This is a genomic window from Streptomyces sp. NBC_01707, assembly GCF_041438805.1.
Taxonomy (GTDB): domain Bacteria; phylum Actinomycetota; class Actinomycetes; order Streptomycetales; family Streptomycetaceae; genus Streptomyces.
The window spans coordinates 1,984,230-2,004,478 of sequence record NZ_CP109190.1; the positions used below are offsets into that span (position 1 = coordinate 1,984,230).

The 20,249-nt window shown below is 70.0% G+C and carries 14 protein-coding genes, 1 tRNA gene, 2 pseudogenes and 1 riboswitch; of the genes and pseudogenes, 13 read left to right on the forward strand and 4 right to left on the reverse strand.

Going from position 1 to position 20,249, the window contains the following annotated elements:
- Positions 1-145 precede the first annotated feature (145 nt).
- Entirely contained in the window at positions 146-1,000 is an 855-nt protein-coding gene (locus OG963_RS09090; RefSeq protein WP_093769992.1) for a LysR family transcriptional regulator, read from the reverse strand.
- A 161-nt stretch (positions 1,001-1,161) separates the two neighbouring features.
- On the opposite strand from OG963_RS09090, the gene OG963_RS09095 reads away from it, so the two are divergent.
- The 9 genes from OG963_RS09095 to OG963_RS09135 all read left to right on the forward strand — a co-directional run bounded on the left by OG963_RS09095 (position 1,162) and on the right by OG963_RS09135 (position 10,457).
- Entirely contained in the window at positions 1,162-1,974 is an 813-nt protein-coding gene (locus tag OG963_RS09095; protein ID WP_256223361.1) for a DMT family transporter, read from the forward strand.
- 512 nt (positions 1,975-2,486) lie between these two features.
- Positions 2,487-3,086 carry a hypothetical protein gene (locus OG963_RS09100; RefSeq protein WP_093769990.1) on the forward strand — a complete coding sequence of 200 codons (600 nt, stop codon included), beginning with the start codon at positions 2,487-2,489 and terminating at the stop codon, positions 3,084-3,086.
- Between the two features lie 212 nt (positions 3,087-3,298).
- Positions 3,299-3,802: a DUF5987 family protein gene (locus OG963_RS09105; RefSeq protein WP_256223384.1), complete on the forward strand. Its 504-nt coding sequence runs from the start codon at positions 3,299-3,301 to the stop codon at positions 3,800-3,802.
- The gene (locus OG963_RS09110; RefSeq protein ID WP_371798739.1) at positions 3,799-5,394 is read left to right on the forward strand and encodes a GMC family oxidoreductase N-terminal domain-containing protein; all 1,596 of its coding nucleotides are present in this window, start codon (positions 3,799-3,801) and stop codon (positions 5,392-5,394) included. Before OG963_RS09105 ends, OG963_RS09110 begins: the two co-directional genes overlap by 4 nt.
- Positions 5,395-5,406: 12 nt before the next feature.
- Positions 5,407-6,345, forward strand: coding sequence for a hypothetical protein (locus tag OG963_RS09115; protein WP_218133067.1), 939 nt, complete (start codon positions 5,407-5,409; stop codon positions 6,343-6,345).
- 120 nt (positions 6,346-6,465) lie between these two features.
- Positions 6,466-6,560, forward strand: a riboswitch (TPP riboswitch).
- The gene (locus OG963_RS09120) at positions 6,552-7,958 is read left to right on the forward strand and encodes a cytosine permease (RefSeq protein ID WP_093929261.1); all 1,407 of its coding nucleotides are present in this window, start codon (positions 6,552-6,554) and stop codon (positions 7,956-7,958) included. (Overlaps the previous riboswitch by 9 nt.)
- A 57-nt stretch (positions 7,959-8,015) precedes the next feature.
- Complete coding sequence (thiM, locus tag OG963_RS09125) at positions 8,016-8,825, forward strand: hydroxyethylthiazole kinase (protein WP_093769987.1); 810 nt, start codon at positions 8,016-8,018, stop codon at positions 8,823-8,825.
- Positions 8,822-9,706 (forward strand): thiamine phosphate synthase, encoded by an 885-nt coding sequence (thiE, locus tag OG963_RS09130; protein WP_371798740.1) that lies wholly within the window; start codon positions 8,822-8,824, stop codon positions 9,704-9,706. Before thiM ends, thiE begins: the two co-directional genes overlap by 4 nt.
- A 109-nt stretch (positions 9,707-9,815) precedes the next feature.
- A complete protein-coding gene (locus OG963_RS09135; RefSeq protein ID WP_093769985.1) occupies positions 9,816-10,457 on the forward strand; it encodes a YceI family protein in 642 nt (213 codons plus the stop codon).
- A gap of 157 nt (positions 10,458-10,614) precedes the next feature.
- Here the strand turns inward: OG963_RS09135 and OG963_RS09140 are convergent, their stop codons facing one another.
- Positions 10,615-11,577, reverse strand: a complete 963-nt coding sequence (locus tag OG963_RS09140) for a PmoA family protein (RefSeq protein WP_256327932.1) — start codon at positions 11,575-11,577, stop codon at positions 10,615-10,617.
- Positions 11,574-12,689, reverse strand: a complete 1,116-nt coding sequence (locus OG963_RS09145) for a Gfo/Idh/MocA family protein (protein WP_093769984.1) — start codon at positions 12,687-12,689, stop codon at positions 11,574-11,576. The genes OG963_RS09140 and OG963_RS09145 overlap by 4 nt, the downstream gene beginning before the upstream one ends.
- A 354-nt stretch (positions 12,690-13,043) precedes the next feature.
- On the opposite strand from OG963_RS09145, the gene OG963_RS09150 reads away from it, so the two are divergent.
- Positions 13,044-14,348 carry a phosphatidylserine/phosphatidylglycerophosphate/cardiolipin synthase family protein gene (locus OG963_RS09150; protein WP_371798741.1) on the forward strand — a complete coding sequence of 435 codons (1,305 nt, stop codon included), beginning with the start codon at positions 13,044-13,046 and terminating at the stop codon, positions 14,346-14,348.
- 772 nt (positions 14,349-15,120) lie between these two features.
- Here OG963_RS09150 and OG963_RS09155 read toward each other — a convergent pair.
- Positions 15,121-15,194, reverse strand: a tRNA-Pro gene (locus OG963_RS09155).
- Between the two features lie 174 nt (positions 15,195-15,368).
- Here OG963_RS09155 and OG963_RS09160 point away from each other — a divergent pair.
- The 3 genes and pseudogenes from OG963_RS09160 (at position 15,369) to OG963_RS09170 (ending at position 20,244) form a co-directional block, all read left to right on the forward strand.
- A pseudogene (locus OG963_RS09160) lies at positions 15,369-15,996 on the forward strand (transketolase).
- 58 nt (positions 15,997-16,054) lie between these two features.
- Positions 16,055-16,393 (forward strand): annotated as a pseudogene (locus tag OG963_RS09165) (transketolase); the annotation flags it as partial.
- 332 nt (positions 16,394-16,725) lie between these two features.
- Positions 16,726-20,244, forward strand: a complete 3,519-nt coding sequence (locus tag OG963_RS09170) for a ThuA domain-containing protein (RefSeq protein ID WP_371798742.1) — start codon at positions 16,726-16,728, stop codon at positions 20,242-20,244.
- Positions 20,245-20,249 lie beyond the last annotated feature (5 nt).

Sequence of the window (20,249 nt, forward strand, 5' to 3'; positions counted from 1 at the left end):
TGCTCCTGGCCTGGGACCCGGACGAGTAGGACATGACCATGCGCCACCTCGTGCGCCCCGAGTGCATGCCTTCCGCCGACGGCTGCAGCCGCGCGTCGTAGCGTCCGGGCCGCTGATCGCGATCTCCGGGCCTCGCGGCGAGGGCTCACCCCGTGCGATAGAGCGCCGTGAGCAGTTCGATCGCGGACTGAGTGGCGGGATGCGGGTCGTCCCGCCACCAGGCGAGCCGCACGGCGATCGGCTCGGCGTCGCGCACCGGCCGGTAGACGACGCCGGGACGCGGATACTGGTTGGCGGTGGATTCCGCCGTCATTCCCACACAGCGGCCCGTGGAGATGATGGTGAGCCAGTCGTCGACATCGTGCGTGTCCTCGGTCGACGGGCGGGAGTCCGGTGGCCACAGCTCCGTGGTGGTGGTGCCGGTCCGCCGGTCGATGAGCAAAGTGCGCCCGCCGATGTCGGAGAGCCTGACCGAGCGGCGCCTGGCCAAGGGGTCGTCGGCGGCCATGGCGCACAGACGCCGCTCCAGTCCCACGATGGCGGAGTCGAAGCGGCGGTCGTCCAGCGCCCTGCGCACCACGGCGAGATCACAGGCGCCCTCCGCCAGCCCGGCGGTACCGGAGTTGACGCGGACGAGCTGCAGGTCGGTCTCGGGGTGCGCACCGCTCCAGCGTCGCTGGAAGGCAAGCGTGTGGCGACCGAGGGCCGACCAGGCGTATCCGATCCGCACCCGGGCGTGGCCCGACGTGGCCTCCCGGACGAGATCCGCCACCTCGCCGAGCACGCGTCGGGCCTGCGCCACCACGCGCAGCCCGGTCGCGGTCGGAGTCACCTCGCGGGAGGTGCGCCGCAGGAGCCTTACTCCCAGGGCGCGTTCGAGCGAGGCCAGCGTGCGGGACACGGCCGCCTGGGAGACACCGAGCGCAAGGGCGGCATCGGTGAAACTGCCCTCGTCGACGATCGCGACGAGACAGCGCAACTGCCGCAGCTCCACATCCATGACTCAAGCGTATAGATGGATCGACCCATGCATTTTGTGCAAGAGGCGTGTGGTCGCACGATCGGGGCATGCAAGCAGCTCCCGCAGGCTCAGCAGCACCCGCGCACCACACTGCCGCGGCGCCCCCTTCCCCGGGGCCTGACGGAAAGCGCCTGGCCGGTATGGCCGCCATGTTCGGCAGCGGGCTCTCCAACCAGACCGGCGCCGCGATCGGTTCATTGGCCTTCCCCGTCCTCGGACCTGTCGGTGTCGTCGCGGCACGCCAGTACGTCGCCGCGATCGTCCTGCTGGCCGTCGGCCGGCCCCGTCCGCGGTCCTTCACCTGGCGTCAGTGGTGGCCGGTCCTGCTGCTGGCGCTGGTGTTCGGATCGATGAACCTGTCGTTGTACAGCGCCATCGACCGCATCGGTCTCGGGCTGGCGGTGACCCTGGAGTTCCTCGGACCGCTCGGCATCGCCCTGGCCTCCTCACGCCGCCGCGTGGACGCGATCTGTGCGGTGATCGCCGCAGCGGGCGTCGTCACCCTGATGCGTCCGCAACCTTCCGCCGACTACGTCGGGATGGGTCTGGGGCTGCTGGCCGCCGTCTGCTGGGCGTCCTACATCCTGCTCAACCGCACCGTCGGCCGCCGCATCGCCGGAGCGGAGGGATCGGCGGCCGCCGCAGGCCTCTCCGCCCTGGGGTTCCTGCCGGTCGGACTCGTCATCGTCGTACAGCATCCGCCGACCGTGGGGGCCGCCGCCTGCGCTGTCGCCGCCGGTGTCCTGTCCTCAGCCGTGCCGTACCTCGCAGACCTGTTCACCCTGCGACACGTGCCTGCGCAGACCTTCGGTCTGTTCATGAGCGTCAACCCCGTCCTGGCGGCCGTGGTCGGATGGATCGTCCTGGGGCAGAACCTGGGCTGGATCGAGTGGGCCGGCATGGCAACCGTCGTCTGCGCCAACGCGATCAGCATCCTCATACGTCGCACCTGACGGAACGCCTCGCACATCCGGGTGCAGGAAAACGGCCGCACGTCCGGTCCCCGGCCGTCTCGCCCTGCTCATCGGCCCGCCGGGCATCGGACGTCGGCCATCCGGCTGCCCTTGACGGTGGTCTTTCCCCGGTCCGGGCCGAAGCGGGTCCGCTCCACCGCACCGGTGACGGACCGGTGGCCGTCGAGTAGCCGTCACCGGCGCCCGCCGAGGGGCTCGGCGCACCCGTGCGTGGCGCGGAGAACGGACTCCCACCGTCGGCCTCCATGGTGCGGTGATCGCTTGATGGAGGCCTCGCGCGGCGACGTACGCATCTGCTCCGGCGCCGTTGTCCCGGTGGCACGCACGCTTCGCGGATCCGGGTCCTGTGCCGACGTCCTGCCTCTCCACCGACCGGGAATCACCTCCGTCCCATCCCTTGCGCCGACAGCGTGCAGCGATCAGGATGCTGACTGCATGTGACCGCCGGTAACCGCCGCCCATCAGGGCTGGGACGTGAAGAAGGTCCTGCTGTGTCCGTACTCCGCCACACGACGAACACCCTCGGCTCCCTGTCGACAGGCGTCCGCCTCACCGTCCTCGGCGCGGTGCTGGCGGCAGCCGCCGCCCTGCTCCCCGCCGCTTCCGCCGCGGCTGCGGAACCAGGCGTCGGCGGTTACACCGACCCCTCGTACGCCTCCACGTGCGCCTTCCACCGCTACGGCGAGGGTGAGACGCCGCCGCTCTCCCTGTTCGGCGCCGACCCGCTGTGCGTGGAGTACGCCAAGCGGGACATCACCGTGGCCAACGGCGGCGCGGCACGCTTTCTGCTGGCCGAGCCCGCGCGCTTCGCGCTCGCCGTACCGGCGTGCCGTTACTGGCAGTTGGACCATTGGAGCGTGCAGGCCACGGCAGGCGGAACCGAACTGGTCGGCTGGGACGGCAGCTACTGGTTCGACAAGGCGGAGGGCAGCGCCGCGGCGAGGGTACGCAACATCACCGTCGCCGGGCAGCCAGCGCGGGCCGAGGACGCCGCGGAGGTGATCCGGCCGTACGACGCCCGGCTCGCCGACGCGCTCATACGCGACGCGGCGGGTCTGGCGGTGCGGCTGCCGGTGAGCGGACTGTGTTGAGCGAACCACCCGCACGTCCCACTCGGCGGCGGCTGCTCGTCGGGCTGACCGCCGCCGTCGCCGCCCTGCGAGCAGGGGAGCTGACCGCCGAGGCCACGCCTTCCGCTCGCCCTGTGCCTGATTCGGTCCCGGTGGCCCAGGCCGGGCCGCAGCCCGCTTCCCTTGCGCTGCCCGACCCGACGACCGCCACGCTGGAGGCGTTTGCGGACACCATGGTCCCGGGCGAGAAGAGGTACGGCGGTGACATGGCGGTCGCCGGGGCGGCCCCCGGTCCCGGCGCCGTACAGGCGGGGGCCGTCGAGCTGCTCAACCTTCCCGATCTCGGCATCGGTGTGCTGCTGCCCGAGCTGGCGCTGCTGGTGAACACCCGCGCCCTCGCCTACGCGGCCACCCACGGCCGGGTCCTGCCGCCCACTCAACCTCCGTTCGTAGCGCTGCGGTTCACCGATCGCACCGCGCTCGCCGGAGAGCTGCTCACACCCGGCGCCCCGGACCGGCAGCTGTACGTGCTGCTCGCACTCTTCGCCGCCGCGGCCTTCGACACCGCGGCCCACCTGCACACCGCCGTAGCCATCCGGCAACGCCACCCGGGCCTGGTCTGGATCGGCTTCCCGGCGCCCGGCGCCGACGGACTGTGGCGCTTCCCCGACTACTCGTACGGCAGAAGGCTCGCCTCCGAACATCCGCTCACCACCGTCGGAGGGCACCCCGCATGAGCGTCACCGAACGCACCGACGTGCTGGTCATCGGCAGCGGCTTCGGGGGCGCCATCCCCGCCTACCATCTGGCCGCGGGCGGCGCCGAGGTGGTGATCCTGGAACGCGGACCGCACCTCACCGCCCCCGACTTCACCCATGACCTGCGTCTGGGCGGCTACACCCGGATCGTCGACCTCGTGCAGGGCGACGGCATCACCGTCGTCGCCGGCAACTGCGTCGGCGGGTCCAGCGTGGTCTACTTCGCCGCTTCGCTGCGGGCCCCTGGCTTCGTCTTCGACCGCCGCGGCAGTCTGGGCCACCGCCTGTGGCCTTCGACCCTGACGCGTGCGGCACTCGACCCGTGGTACGACCGGGTCGAGGAGGCCCTGCCCGTGGCCGAGCAGAGCTGGGACCAAGTGCCCTACCCCGGCGGCCTGTTCGCGGCAGCGTGCGATCGTGCGGGCCGCACCTGCAACCCTGTGCCCGTCGCCGTCGACCTGGCCCGCTGCACCAACTGCAACTGGATGCTGAACGGCTGCCACTTCGACGCCAAGCGCTCCATGCTGCTGAACTACCTCCCCGCCGCGACCGCGCACGGCGCCGAGATCCGCCCACTCCACGAGGTGCAGACGATCGCGCCTGCCACCACACCCGGTTACCGCTACCGCGTCTCGTACACGCGGCTCGACGCCGGCGACTACCGGCTGCCGGTCGGTGCAGGGGCGATCGAGGCCAAGACCGTGGTGCTGGCCGCGGGCGCTCTGGCCACCCCCGTGCTGCTGCAGCGCTCGGCTCCTCTGCTCGGCGGCGTCCCGCAGGCCGTCGGGCGCTACTTCTCGGGCAACGGCGACCGCGTGTCCATCGCCGACGTCGACGAAGGCAAGGTGCGCGACCTGCTCGGTCTCGAGCGCGCACCGGGCATCCCGTACCAGGGCTTCCCCATCGGGAAGCCCATTGGTTCCATGTCGTACGACCGGCTCGACCCGGCAACGGCGGAGTTCACCCGTTTCTCCCTTCAGCAGATCTACTTCCCCGGCATCACCGACCTGCTGGCCCAGGCCACTGACGCCCCGGCGACGAGCTGGTTCGGCGTCCGCAAGAAGGAGCTGCGGGCACGCTGGCCGTCGTGGCTCTCCGTGCTCGCCATGACCGAGGACGACAACGAGGGCGTCTTCGGCCCGCCGCCACCCACCGGTAGCTCGACGCGCGTGGCCACATCGCTCTGCCTGTCCACGCTCTCGTACCGGCCGACGGCGAACACCCTGCGCGGCTGGGCCGCCGCGGACGCCGAGGCCCGCGCGGTGCTGGAACGCGACGGTCTTGCGCGGGTGCGGCCCTGGAGCGAGAACGCCGCCGGGTCCGTGAGCGCACACCCTCTCGCCTCCTGCCGGATGGGTGACGACCCCGCCACCTCGGCGCTCGACGAACGCGGCGAACTACGAGGCCACCCGGGTCTGTTCGTCACCGACGGTTCGGCGGTACCGACCTCGCTCTGCGTGAACCCCTCACTGACGATCGCGGCGCTGGCCGAACGGGCGTGTCCCGGCATCGTGGAGAGCACCGCCGAGGAAGGCGTGCGCGCACGGTACGGGGCCCCGGTGCCCCGGTGAAAGGAATCCCTCGTGAACTCGCTCTACCCGCCGCGGATGACCGGTCGTCCAGGGCGGCTCGAAGTCTGGTACGCGACGTTGACCGATCCGCGTACCGGGACCGGCGTGTGGATCCACCACGAAGTGGTGGCACCCCAGCACGACGGCCCGGTCCGGGCACACGGCTGGATATCCGTCTTCCCGCCGGACGGACCGCCGGTCACCGAGCGGTTCGGGGGCCGGGACGCTCCGCCGCCCCAGGGCGAGGCGTACTTCGAGGTGCCGGGGGTGCGGGCAACGCCCAGCCTGCTGGAGGGCACCGCGGGCGCGATCACCTGGCGTCTGACGGTCACCGGGGGCGGAGAGCCCCTCTACACCTTTCCGCGCTGGTCCTGGCAGCGTGAACTGCTCCCCGCCGCCCAGATCGTGCCTGCCCCCGACGCCGTTTTCGAGGGGGAACTCGTCTTCGGGGAAAGACGGTTCACCCTCTCCGACGCCGTGGGAGGCGTCGCCCGGATCGCCGGTCACGGCAATGCCCAGCGATGGGCGTGGCTCCATGCGGGCCTCGGTGGCGGGGACGTACTGGAAGTGGTGGCCGCCGTCGCCCGCCGTCCCACGATGCGGTGGCTGCCACCGCTGCCCATGCTTCAGCTGCGGATCGGTGGCACCGACTGGCCGCGCGACCCGTTGCTGACCGCGCCACTGCTGCGCGCACGGATCGGGCTGCCGGACTGGTCGGTCGCAGGCGGCGGCGCGCGGCGCAGGGTACGGATCGATGTGACCCAGGACCCGGTCGACTGTGTCTCGCTCTCCTACACCGACCCCGACGGAGCGACCGCCACATGCACCAACACCGAACGTGCGACCGTCGACGTGGTCGTCGAACGCCGCACCGGGCTGCGCCGCTTCGAGGTGGAACACCGCTGGCATCTGGATCGCACCGGTCACGCGGAGGTGGGGACCCGGCCGTGAGAACGGTGCGCCGCCCTCGTGACGCGGACCGCGTATCCACGCCCCGGAGGAACCCACCGAGTCGTCTGCCACGCAGACCTCGGTACAGGTGTTCGCAGGGACCGGGTTAGTCTGACCGTCGTACCGGACACGGGGTGCCCTACCCGAGGGCTGAGATCACACCCGTCGAACCTGAACCAGTTCGCACTGGCGGAGGGATGTCTTTCATGCCTTTGACGCATGTTTCCGGCGGGCTGCCCGCCGACGGCCGGCAGACCGTCTTCGACGGACGGATGCCGGTGGCGGCCGGCGACCTCCGGGTCGAGACGCACGGCATCGAGCCGGTCCCCGAGAGCAATCGCTACGGCGGTCCCGGGCGCCTGTTCAGCGTGTGGTTCGCTCCCAATCTGACCATGACCGGTGTATTCACCGGCACCGTCGGCATCGCCCTCGGCCTGGACTTCGCCACCGCGCTCGCCGCCGTCGTGCTGGGCACGGTGCTCGGCGCGGTGCCCACCGCCTACCTGGGGACCTGGGGGAGCCAGACCGGTGCCGGACAGCTGCCGCTGGCCCGGCTCGCCTTCGGCCGGGCCGTGACGGTGCCCGGCATCCTGCAGTGGCTGTCCTCGGTCGCCTGGGACGCGCTGATCGGGCTGTTCGGCGGGGACGCGCTCGCGCGGCTCTGCGGCTGGCCGTTCTGGCTCGGCGTGCTGGCCATGATGTTGGCCCAGGGCGCCCTCGGCGTGCTGGGCTACGAGGCCATCCACCGGCTCCAGATCGTCATGACCTTCGTACTCGCCGGCGCGTTCGCCCTGATCGCCTGGCGGCTGCTCGACGGTGTCCATCCGGTCGGAGCCGGCACCGCCCACGGCGCCGACCGGGCCGGCGCGTTCGTCCTGACCAGCACCATCGCGCTGAGTCTGGCCCTGTCCTGGGCCCCGTACGCCAGCGACTTCAGCCGCTATCTGCCACGCACCACCTCGCGCCCGCGCATGTTCTGGTTCACGCTGCTCGGCCTGGTGGTGTCCTTCGTGGCCGTCCAGGCCCTCGGGTTGCTGGGCGCGTCCGTACTGACCGACCAGACCGCCGCAGGGGTGGACAAGCTGCTGGGCGGTGGGGTGCTGGGCGCGTTCGGACTGCTCGCCGTGGCGCTGGCCGCCCTCTGCAGCAACGCCATGAACGACTACAGCGGTTCCTTGGCCCTGCAGACCGTCGGCGTGCGCATTCCCCGCCCGGCGGCCGCCGCCCTCGCCGCCGCGCTCGGCTTCCCTCTGGTGCTGTGGATGCACGCTGCCGACACCACTGCCCGCTTCCAGAACGTGCTGCTGTTCGTCGGCTACTGGATCCCCGGATTCGTGGCGATCGTCATCGTCGACTGGATCGCACGGGCCCGGACACGGGACGGTGCGGCGATCGATCTCGCCGCCGAGACCGCTCGGCCGAACTCCGGGTGGCCCCCGTTGCTGGCGTTCGCCGTCGCCTTCGCCGCGGCGGTGCCGTTCATGGACACCAGTCTGTACGTGGGACCGGTGGCCGCCGCCCTGCACAGCGCCGACCTCTCGTACTACGTGGCGTTCCTCGTGGCTCTCACCGTCTACGCGCCGCTGCGGCTACGCCGTCGCCCGCAGGACTGACCTGCCGCCGGCCGACGGACCCCGAACGACATCCCCTCCCCCACGGAGCGAAATCCCATGCCCGTTACATCCACCGATCACACCGCTTTCGTCCCGCAGGCCCTCGCACGCGTGCGGGCGGACTCCCCTCTGGTCCAGTGCCTGACCAACTCGGTGGTCACGGGCTTCACCGCCAACGTCCTGCTGGCGCTCGGCGCCTCGCCGGCCATGGTCGACATTCCGGAGGAGGCCGGCCCGTTCGCCCGGGTCGCCTCCGGGGTCCTGATCAATCTCGGTACCCCGCACGCGGAGCAGCGCTCCGCCATGGTCGAGGCCGCGCGGGCGGCGGGTTCGGCCGGCACCCCGTGGGTCCTCGACCCGGTGGCGGTCGGCGCGCTGCCGGTGCGCACCGCTCTGGCGCGAGAACTCCTGCGGCTGCGACCGACTGTGATCCGGGGCAACGCGTCCGAGATCATCGCGCTCGCGGGCGCGGGCGACGGCGGCCGCGGCGTGGACTCCTCCGACGGCGTCGGGGCCGCCGAGGATTCGGCCCGCGAGCTGGCGCGTGCAGCAGGCTGTGTGGTCGCCGTCTCCGGGCCTGTCGACTTCGTCACCGACGGGGTGCGCAGCGCCCGGATCGCCAACGGTGACGCCCTGTTGACCCGGGTGACAGGTGGCGGCTGCGCACTGGGTGCGGTGATGGCCGCCTTCGCGGCGGTCGACGAGGACCGCTTCGCCGCGGTCGTGGCCGCCGTCACCACGTACACGGTCGCCGCCGAACTGGCCGCGAAGGAGTCCTCCGGGCCCGGCAGCTTCGCCGTCGCCTTCCTGGACGCGCTCGCCGCACTGCAGGAAGCGGACCTCGGCGAGCGGGCGGCCCTCTCGTGACCGCGGCACCGGTGGATCTGTCGGTCTACCTGGTGACGGACACGGCCCAGTGCGCGGCCCGCGGCCGGAGCGTGGCCGAGACCGTCGCCCTGGCAGTGGCCGGGGGCGTGACCGCCGTGCAGATCCGGGAGAAGCACGCCACCGGGAGGGAGTTCCTGCACACGGTTCTGGAGGTGGCCGCCGTCCTTCCCGAACGAGTGACGCTGATCGTCAACGACCGGGTGGACGTGTTCCTGGCGGCCCGAGCCGCCGGCGCCCGCGTGACAGGTGTTCACGTCGGCCAGTCGGATCTGCCGCCGGCGGCCGTACGCGAACTGATCGGGGAGGACGCGGTTCTGGGCCTGAGTGCAGCCACCCCCGAGCAACTGCGGGCCGCCGCCGAGGATCCGGCGCGCGTCCACCACGTCGGCATCGGCGCGTTGCACGCGACCAGGACCAAGGCGGACGCCCCGGCCCCGCTCGGCCATGCCGGCTTCGCCCGCCTCGCCCGGCTCAGCGATCTGCCCGCCGTGGCCATCGGCGGCATCACCCCGGCCGACCTGCCGCGCCTGCGAGACGCCGGGGCGGTGGGAGCCGCCGCCGTCTCCGGCATCTGCGCCGCCGTGGACCCTCGTGCGTCGGCACGCGCGTACGCCCGGGCATGGCCCCGTGCCCGGCCGGAGAACCTCGCACGACCGCGCCGCGCGCGTGCTGACGATCGGCGGATCCGACTGCGGCGACGACCCGGAAGTCCACCCGCCCCGAAGGCGATGCCGATGCCGGGCGCCCACGGTAGGAGCATGCTCACGGCTGTCACGGGACAGCACTCTGGCGCGTGGCGCATCCCTCGCGACGTTCCGGGTGACGGCCTTCAGCGCGTCCCCGTGGAGGACCTCCGGTGACTGACCGTACCCGGGCTGTGCTCCGAGTTGTGAAAGTCTGTTCATACATGAGCGGGTTTCCCACCCGCGACTTGCGCGTGCGAGGTACCCCCGAGTAACAACATGTCCCATGAACTTTTTCAGCCGCGGCACCACGCTCCGACGCCCGGCGGCGCCCGCCGCTCCGACAACCCCCGCTGCTGCCGTGATGCCGGATCCCGCCCTGGCAGCTCTCACCGGAGAGTGGATGATCGACCCCGCCCACAGCAGGATCGGTTTCTCGGTGCGGCACGCGATGGTGACGACGGTGCGCGGATCCTTCGGTTCGTACGACAGTCGCCTCTACTTCGACGGCCGGAACCCGGCACGCTCTCGCGCGGACATCGTGCTGCACACCTCGAGCGTCGACACGGGGGTGGAGCAGCGTGACGCCCACCTGGTCGGGCGTGACTTCCTGGACGCCGCGACGTATCCGCGGATGACCTTCACCAGTACCGCCGTTCACCTCGCGGGCAAGGACGTCTACCGCATGACCGGCGACCTCACCATCAGGGGCATCACCCACCCCGTGGAACTGGACCTCACCTACATCGGCCATGTCACCGACCCGTTCGGCTACGAACGGGTCGGCTTCGACGGCACGACCACCATCAACCGATCGGACTGGGGCCTGACCTACAACGCCCGGCTGGCGGAGGGCGGGGCAATGGTCAGCGAGCGGCTCCGCCTCCAGTTCGACATCGCGGCGATCCGTTCCACCTCGAAGCACTGACCCCGCCCGTACGGGAGGTGTCAGTGGCATCTGCCGTCACCGGATCGACACGGCCACCCTGCCCCCGCCGTCGTGGGTCGACCACCCCAAGTGCCGTGCTACACACACCGGTTCACCGACGGGTCGACCGGTCCCGGCGCCGCGTCGGTGTCGGGGCTCACCACGCCAGCCCCTTCAGCCGGGTGGCCACCTGCTCGCGGTCCCAGGCGCCGTCGGCGACCACCACGCGATACCGGTACGCGAAGGACTCGCCGGCGTCCAGCGCGAACTCCTCGAAGAACGCCCAGGAGAACGCGACGGTCGGGATCGGCGCCGCGCGCACGAACCAGTGCGAGGCGTGAATCGCGTCCGCGTTCCCTGGCGCGTGCGCGAACATCAGCGTCGAGTGGCCGTCGACGTCGTCGTGCTCGCCGGTGAACGCCAGCCACGGGCCCTGCGTGCCCATCAACTCACCCTCGGTGCCGGGGCCGAAGACTCGGCCTCCGGTGAAGTCGCGCGGTCCGCGCCACTGCAGACCGGTGTACCCGGCCATCTCGCGGCCCGCCGTGGTCGGTGAGCCGAAGCGCAGAGCCTCGCCGTCCTCGCGGACGTTGGTCAGCCGGATCGACCAGTCCACGGCGTACGAGCCGGTCTCCGGGTCCACCGCGTGCACCCGTACCCCGCGCCGCTCCCGCGCCCACTGGGCGCCTCCGTTCTCCACCCAGGTCAGCCGCTCGGTGAAGGACAGTTCGTCGGCGCACACGTCGATGGCATCGAAGCCGTCGTGCCGCATCGAGCCGATCAGCTCGTGGAGGCCCAGATAGCCCTTGCCGTGGATGTAGGAGTGGCCGCCCCAGAAGTTCTGCCCGGACAGATGACTCGCCGTCATCTGCAGTCCCTTGTGCCAGCGGTGGTCACTGGGCCGGTAGCCGGAGACAAGGCGGCCGGACAGGGTGCGCAGCGGGTGGACATACGGTTTACGGGCCTCGAACGCGACCGGGTCGGGCCGGTACACGTACGAGAACAGCTCCACGCCGGTCGCGGCGGCGCGCACGGTGATCCGCTCGCCGTGGACGTGCGTGACCTCGACGGCGGCCGCGCTCTTGGGGGTCGTACCGCCGCTCACGGCCTCGCCGCTCAACGCTTCGGGCTCCAATCCGGGTGGTCGCCGTGCATCGTGGCGTAGAACGGGTCGCCTGGGCCGAGCTCACCGGCCTTTACGGCGGCGCCGGTGAACGCCGATTTGTACAGCGCGGCCGCGAACTCCAGGGTGCTGCGGGCGTCGCGGCCGCTGCCGGGCGGTCGGGTACCCGCGTCGTGCGCGTCGAGCAGCGCGGTCAGTTGCGCGGTGTGCGAGCTGGGTACGTCAGCCGCGGGCGCGGGCGGCTGTGGGGCGCCGGGTGCCGAGGTGTACCGCCAGTCGTCGTTCGAGTGCCCGTACAGATGAGTCAGTTCGACGGTGGCCCGCTCGCAGTCGATGCGGATGCGGCTGGTCTCGTCGGGCGAGAGAACCGAGTTGACGACGGTGGCCAGGGCGCCGCCCGCGAACCGTACAAGCGCGGTGGACACGTCCTCGCTCTCCGTGTCGTGCACCAGGCGGGCGGCCATCGCGCGCACCTCGGTCCACTCGCCGAGCAGGTGCAGGAGCAGGTCGTACTGGTGGATGCCGTGGCCCATGGTGGGGCCGCCGCCCTCGCCGGCCCAACGGCCGCGCCAGGGCGCCGCGTAGTACGCGGCGTCGCGGTACCAGGTGGTCTGGCAGTGCGCGACGAGCGGGCGGCCGAGCGTGCCGTCGGCGAGCAGGGAGCGGGCGTGCACGGCGCCGGAGCCGTAACGGTGCTGGAAGACGACGGACGCGTACCCGCCACTGGCGTCCTCGGCGGCGGCGATCTCGTCGTACTCGGCGAGCGACAGTGTCAGCGGCTTCTCGCACAGCACCCAGGCACCGGACTTCAGGGCGGCGACGGTCTGCTCGCGGTGGAACGCCGGTGGCGTGCCGATGAGCACCAGGTCCGGTCGGTCCGCCGTGAGCATCGCGGCGAGATCGGTGTGCCCGGCGACGTCCGCGAAACCGGCCTCGGCGGCCTGGGCTCCGAACGCGTCGAGCCGGGCGGGATCCACGTCGACGGCTGCGACCAGTTCGGCGCGGTCGCGCAGGGCGGCGAGGGCGGGCAGATGGCTTCCGGTGACGATCGCGCCGGTGCCGACGACGGCGGCACGCAGAGGAGATGCCGGACGAGAGGGGGATGACATGCGGGTTCCTCGGAGAGCAGGTGAGGGGAAAGCGCTTTCCGTACACAGGACCCTAACCGCGATCGAAGGACGCGGACAAGGCCCGCGCCCGGTTCATGGCCCGCAGCGAAGGTGCCTCGAGGCAATACCTGACCGGTTCCCGGCGAACGGCAGTCACGGGGCCCTGATGGTCACTTGCACACGCCGCGGTTGCTCCCCCGCCCAAGAAATCTTTCGATGCGCAATGCAGGGACTCCGAGTGAATATCGGAACAATCGGTGGAACAGTAGTAGATTCCGCTGGCGGCGGCATCGCCCCCGCCGGCCTCTTGCGGACCCGACCCTTCATCATCAACAGCCCATCGAAAGGCGGCCCATGAAGCGTACGTTCACGTTGATCACCGCGCTGGTCTTCACCGTGCTGTCGCTGACGACGGCGCACGCCGCGGTCAAGAAGGCCAAGACCCCGCTGAGTTGCGAGTCCCGGACGTTCGTCTCCAGCCCGGGGCCGCGTTTCAACGACCCGGAGGACCCCGCCGCCCAGATGAAGATCATGGGCCCGATCATCGAATCGATCAACAGCGCCAGCTGCGGGCAGACCGTACGCGTCGCCATGTACTCGATCAGCATCGCGCAACCGGGCCCGGATTTCGCCAACGCCCTGATCGCCGCGCACCAGCGCGGCGTCATCGTGAAGGCGCTGATGGACGCTCACAGCGACAACAAGATCTGGCAGTCGATGGTCACCGAGTTGGGCAACGACCCGCGAGCCTCCAGCTTCGCCGCGCTGTGCCCGGGCGGCTGCCTGTCCCACTTCGGCGGCTCCGCCCTGCACGCGAAGTACTACATGCTCAGCGGTGGGCTCGATGCGAACAGGACTGTGACCGTCAGCAGCGCCAACCCCACCTCCGCCCAAGCCGGCACCGCATGGAACAGCAGCGCCACCGTCAAGGGCAACGTCGACCTGTACAACTCCTACGTCCGCTACTTCACCGCCATGGCCAAGGGGGCGATCAACGGCCCGGGCCCGCTGGCACCCGACTACTACAACTCCACCAGCGCCACGGCCGCCAGGAAACTGTCCCCGCCCTCCTACCAGTGGCCCAAGGCTCGCTCCAGAAGTGACACCTGGGTCGACTTCCTGGGCAACATCAAGGCGCCGGCCACGATCAACATCGCCATGTTCCAGTGGACCTCTCACGGACAGCCGGGCGACCGGAACTATCTGGAGCTGCCGAAGAAGCTGGTGAGTCTGGCAGGAACCGGCGTCAAGATCCATATTCTTATCACCGCCGGCCAGGTCGATGACAGCGTGCAGAGCTACCTGAAGAACCGGCCGAACATCGACGTGCACGACACCACCCACGGCACCGACGCGAACGGCAACGCTCTGCACTACACGCACGACAAGTACATGATGGTCAGCGGCAGTTACGCGGGTGCGGCCGACTCCAGGATCGTGTTCATCGGGTCCTCGAACTGGACGAGCAACGGCGTCTGGCACAACGACGAGTCGAACCTGAAGCTGACCGGTCGGTCCAACTACGACATGTTCATGACGGACTGGCAGAACCAGTACGACCGCTGCTGCGGGACCGTGACGCGACAGTTGAGTGCCGAGCAGCGCGGCGAGAATACGGCACGAGAGATTCCGATCGATCCGAGGCAGGTCGTGGAATAGGCGTTCTCGGTCCGACGAACAGTGCCGGTGAGCTCCAACCTTGCAGACCTGGCGAACAGTTGCGGCGAATGGCGTCGGACGTGGAGATGCTTCCGACGGACGACGTCACGACCGAGATCGCCTGTCCACCAGGAGCTTCCGCGCGCTTGTCCGTCCAGCCGGCGTCGATCGTCCAGCTCGGCTCTGCACTTCCTCGCCTGCGAGCTCGCCGCACGTTCGCCGGGAGCAGGGGCGCGCTGGGCGTCGGCTGTCCACCGGACGGCCGGCACTGCCAGGGCAGGGTTCGTGGCGCCGCTCGCAACGCCGAACACCCGGCTCTTCACCATGCCGGCCGACGACGACAGCCTGAACACGTACGCGCTCGACTCGACGAACGACTCGTTCCCAGTGCGTCCACCTGACGGCGACGGGTGGACGATCATCGGACATGTGCCCAAGATTTCGCATGGCCCCATATCGTCGGCCCTGGTCATGGGGACGCCGCTCCCAGCCCCGCTCCCACCAGGGGCGAGCGCGACCTGCACCGAGAAGCGCCGGCCCATACCCATAAGCCCCCGAACGACGGGGGCCGACGGTCACAAAACGGACACGAACGTGAACGCGCGGGCAGGAAATCGAATATAAGGACAGCGATCCGAGTGGGAGCAATTCGTCAAGGGCACCGAGAGCGAACACGCCCCCTCTCATCGCTCCCTGGGAGCGAGCCGGGGAACAGAAAAAGGGCCGTTATGAAAACGGCCCTTCACCTGCGACGTTCGAAACGTTCGAACTGTCGGGACGACAGGATTTGAACCTGCGACCCCTTGACCCCCAGTCAAGTGCGCTACCAAGCTGCGCCACGTCCCGTTGCTCGCCTGACCTGGGCTTTTCCCCTGGCTGAACGCGCATGAGAACAATACCGCACTTGGGCCGGTGCTCACGAACGCCTTTCGGTACTTCACCTCGACCGAACTTGAGGTCGAACGCTGGGACGCATGACGATCAAGACCGGCGCTCCCGTGCCGCGACCCCAGCCGCCAGATGAGCCTGACGACGGGCGACGAGAAACACGGGTCCGCGGCCACCTCGAATCGCGACGCACTCCGGGTGCCGTACCACCGCGTGCCGCGCGTCACACCGGCCACGGTGGATGATCCGGAGCCCGACAGGTTCCTGCTCTCGAAGGGGCACGGGGCGATGTCGCACTACGGCGGTCCTCGCCACAGACGGCTTCTGCGACGAGGCTCCACTGTCCGGTTTCGGCGGGTACGACCCGCCGCTGGGACACCACTCGGACCGACTGCTCGTCCCGGGCACCGAAATCGGCAGCGGATCACCGCGACACGGACTGCCGCCGGCCGTAGGCAGCGTGCTCGGCCTGCGGGCGCGGGGGCTCACCGTTCCGCAGGCCCGGATCCTGGTCGGGGACGCCGATCTGGACAGGGCAGCAATCGCGAGGCGATCGCTCATGCCGGTCCGGCCGGTCTCGACCAGTTGCACACCCTGGTGATCGACAACGCCTCGGCGGCATCGTTTCCCGGTTCGAAGCGGCCGGCTGGTCGGTCCCGACCGTGGACGGGCGCGAGCACGAGGCGCTGTACGCGGCCTGCACCGCACCCCACCCCGGCCTCCTCACGCAGTGATCACCCACGTCGCCCCCAAGAGCTGACGCCCGTACCGCGGCACACCAGCGCATCCCCTCACCGGAACGAGGAGCACCTCCTCTCATGGACACCATGCGTGAACGTTTCATCACCACCGCGACGCGGCTCCTGGACGACGACCCGGGGCCGACCGTCGTGCCGGCCGAGATCAGCCGCGCCGGCTTCGACCGGGCGCCGCGCGCCCTCATCCGGACCGGGTGATCGATGTCGGCATCCGGGAGCAGCCGCTGATCGCCGCCGGGGCCGAACCGGCGCTGACCGGGATGCGGCCGATCACCCATACGTTCATCCCCTTCCTGATGGAGCGGCCGTTCGAGCAGGTGAAGCTCGACTTCGGGCATCAGGGGCATGTCCGGGGGGAATGTCAGCGCCGGCGGTTCGTACGACTGGCAGGCCGCGGGCATCGAACCGACGCGCACGTCCTGGATCCGCGCGAGGTACGGGAGCCGATCAGCGGTTTCCTGACCAGCGGAGACCGAGCGGGGGGACACCGGGCCGCCCCTCACCGGGATGCGGCCGGCCGAGGCGGACAGTCGGCCCCTCAGTAACCGGGCGACCGGACGACGGGGGCCCAGGCCGCCCGCACCCAGCCCCGCACTCCCCGTCACAGCGAAGTCACAGAGAGCCCTTCCGACCCATTGACCCCGTGGATGGCGTGAACCTAGTCTGAACGGCGCACTCCAGAAAGCGCTTTCTACATCCCGCAGTCGGCATCTACCGCACAGGGAGCGCCCATGAGTCACCATCCGCCCCGCAGAAATCCGCTGAGCAGACACCTGCTGAGCAGGCACCCCTCGCGAGGATTACCTTCCCCTCTCCTCGCTCTCACCGCACTCCTGGCCCTGGTCCTCGGCCTTCTGGTGGCGTCGCCACCCCGCGCCCATGCTGCCCCCTTCCGGGTCCTGGTCTATTCCGAGGTCACCAACTTCAGGCACGACTCGATCCCCGCAGGGGTCGACGCGATCAAGAAGCTCGGCGCGGAGAACGGCTTCGACGTGGAGGCCACCGACGATTCGGCGGTCTTCAACGACACCGATCTCGCCCGTTTCCAGGCCATCGTCTTCAACAACACCAACTCCACCCCGGAGACAGGTGACTTGCTGGGTGCCGACGAGCGGGCCGCCCTGCAGAAGTTCATACGCGGGGGCGGCGGGTGGGTCGGGCTGCATGCCGCGTCCGCCAGCGAGCGCGACTGGGACTGGTACGAGGGACTGGTCGGCGCGATCTTCGACCAGCATCCCGCCGTGCAGACCGGCCGGATCAAGGTCCTCGACCATGCGCACCCGTCCACCAAGGGCCTTCCGGACCTCTGGGAGCGCACCGAGGAGTGGTACAACTGGCGCACCAATCCGACGTCCAAGGTGCACACGCTCGCGCAGATCAAGGTGCGCGACGGCATCACCGGCCTGGACGAGGGCGTGGACCATCCATGGTCCTGGTGCCAGAACTACGACGGCGGACGCTCCTGGTTCACCGCGGGCGGCCATGCGGCGTCGGCCTTCCAGGAGGAGGGCTTCGTCAAGCATCTGCTGGGCGGCATCGAATGGGCCGCGGGTGCCAAGTCGGGTGACTGCACGGCGACCCGTACCGGTTCGTTCCAGCGCACCGCACTGGCCACCGGCGATCTCGCCGACCCGTTCGAGCTGGCCGTCGCCCCCGACCGCCGGGTGTTCTTCGCTCAGCGCACCGGGAAGCTGAAGGTCATCGACCAGCAGACCATGAAGGTCACGACGGCACTGGACTTCGCGTACACGCCGGAGATGACCAGCCAGTCCGACGGGCTGCTCGGCCTCGCGCTCGATCCCGGCTTCGCCACGAACAACTGGCTCTATCTCCTGCACTCCGACAAGACCGAGAAGCAGCTCGACCTCTCCCGCTTCACCGTCACCGGGAACACGGTCGACCCGGCTTCGGAGAAGCGGCTGCTGACCATTCCGACCTGGCGGGGCGAGGGCCGGGCCAACTCCCATATGGCAGGTTCGCTCGCCTTCGACAAGGGCGGCAATCTGTACGCGGCGACGGGCGACAACACCGACCCGTTCGCCTCGGACGGCTTCAACCCGATCGACGAGAGCGAGGGCCGGCGCGCCTGGGACGCCCAGGGCACGGCGGGCAACACGAACGATCTGCGCGGCAAGGTCCTGCGCATCACGCCGGAGGACGACGGCACGTACACCGTCCCGGAGGGCAATCTCTTCGCGCCCGGTACGGAGAAGACCCGTCCCGAGATCTACGCGATGGGGATGCGCAACCCGTTCCGGATCACCACGGATCCGCTGAGCGGCGCACTGATGGTCGCCGACTACGGTCCGGACGCCAAGGCCGCGGTCGCCGACCGCGGACCCGAGGGCACGGTCGAGTACACCCGTATCACCAAGGCGGGGAACTTCGGCTGGCCCTACTGCGTCGGCAACAACACGCCGTTCAACGACTACGACTTCGCGGCGAAGAAGTCGGGCCCGAAGTTCGACTGTGCCGCGCTCGTCAACGATTCGCCGAACAACACGGGGCTGCGGGAGCTGCCGCCGGCCCAGCCGGCCACGGTCTGGTACGCCTACTCCGCGTCCACCGAATTCCCGGAGCTCGGCACCGGCGGCGGTGGCCCGATGAGCGGTCCGGTCTACGACTACGACCCCGACAACACGTACCGCACCAAGTTCCCCGAGTACTTCGAGGGGAAGTGGCTCACCTATGAGCTGACCCGCCAGTGGTTCAAGACGTTCTCGTTCCAGCAGAAGGACCAGACGTTCACCGATCCACGGTTCGCTCCGGTCAAGGCCGGTGATCTCCAGTCGATCAACGGCGTCTTCGCGGACATGAAATGGAACCAGCCGTTCGATGCCGACTTCGGTCCCGACGGTGCGCTGTACGTCATCGACTTCGGGCTCGGCAGCGGCACCGGACGCGGCGGCAGCAACGAGGGGGCGGGCATCTACCGGATCGACTACGTCGGTGACGGACGGCTGCCCGACGCGAAGATCACCGCGAGCCGAGACAGCGGTCCCGCACCGCTCACCGTCGACTTCTCCAGCGCGGGATCCGGGCTGCCGGAGGGCCAACCGGTCACCTACGCCTGGGACTTCGACGGCAACGGCACCACCGACTCGACGGAGCAGAACCCCTCGTACACCTACCGCACCAAGGGGCTCATCACGGCACGCCTGACCGTCACCGGGCCCGGTGGTCTGACCGCGCAGGCCGTGCAGGACATCACCGTCGGCAACAGCAGGCCCGAGGTGACGATCAAGCAGCCGCCGAACGGGGGGATGTTCAGCTTCGGCGACACCATTCCGTTCACGGTCAAGGTGAAGGACAAGGAGGACGGGCGGAACGGGGCGCCGATCGACTGCTCCCGGGTGGTCGTACAGTCGCAGCTCGGCCATGACACCCATCTGCACCCGCTCGACAACTACACCGGCTGCACCGGGGAGATCGTCACGGACGCCGGGGACAGCCACGGCCCGGGACAGAACCTGTACTACGGGATCACCGCCCAGTACGAGGACAAGGGCGCCCCGGACGCCCCCGCGCTCACCGGCTCGACCTCGCTGACGCTGCGCACCACGTTCCGTGAGGCGGAGCACTTCACGGCGACCGGCGGGGCCCACGACGGGGTGGTGGTCGCGAGCAGGACCGACGCCTCCGGCGGGAAGCGGCTGACGGAGATCGAGGACGGTGACTGGATCAGCTTCGATCCGGTGCATCTGAAGAACGTCGACTCGGTGACGGTCGGCGCGGCGTCCGGCGGGATCGGCGGCACGGTGGAGTTCCGGTCCGGCTCCCCGACGGGTCCCCTGCTCGGCAAGGTGACCGTTCCGAACACCGGTGACTGGGGCAAGGTCGTCTCGCCGACGACGGCCCTGCAGAACCCGGGAAGCAGCGTGAAGCTTTACGCGGTGTTCAGTAATCCGGAGTGGTCGAGCGACAAGGCCGATCTGTTCGCGGTGGACTGGCTGCACTTCAACGGGTCCGGCGTCGAGAAGAAGCCCGGTACGAAGGTCAAGGTGAAGGCGGCCCCGGCCACGGGAACCTCGCCGCTCGCCGTCGCGCTGGGCGGCGTGGTCGAGCCGGCCGCCGGACGCACCATCACCTCGTACCACTGGGACTTCGGCGACAACGTCAAGCCCACGGGCACGGAAGGCGCGACCGCGACACACACCTACGACCGCAAGGGTGCGTACACCGCACATCTGACCGTCACCGACGACATGGGCGACACGAGCACCGGCTCCGTCCGCATCGACGTCAGCTGAGCGCG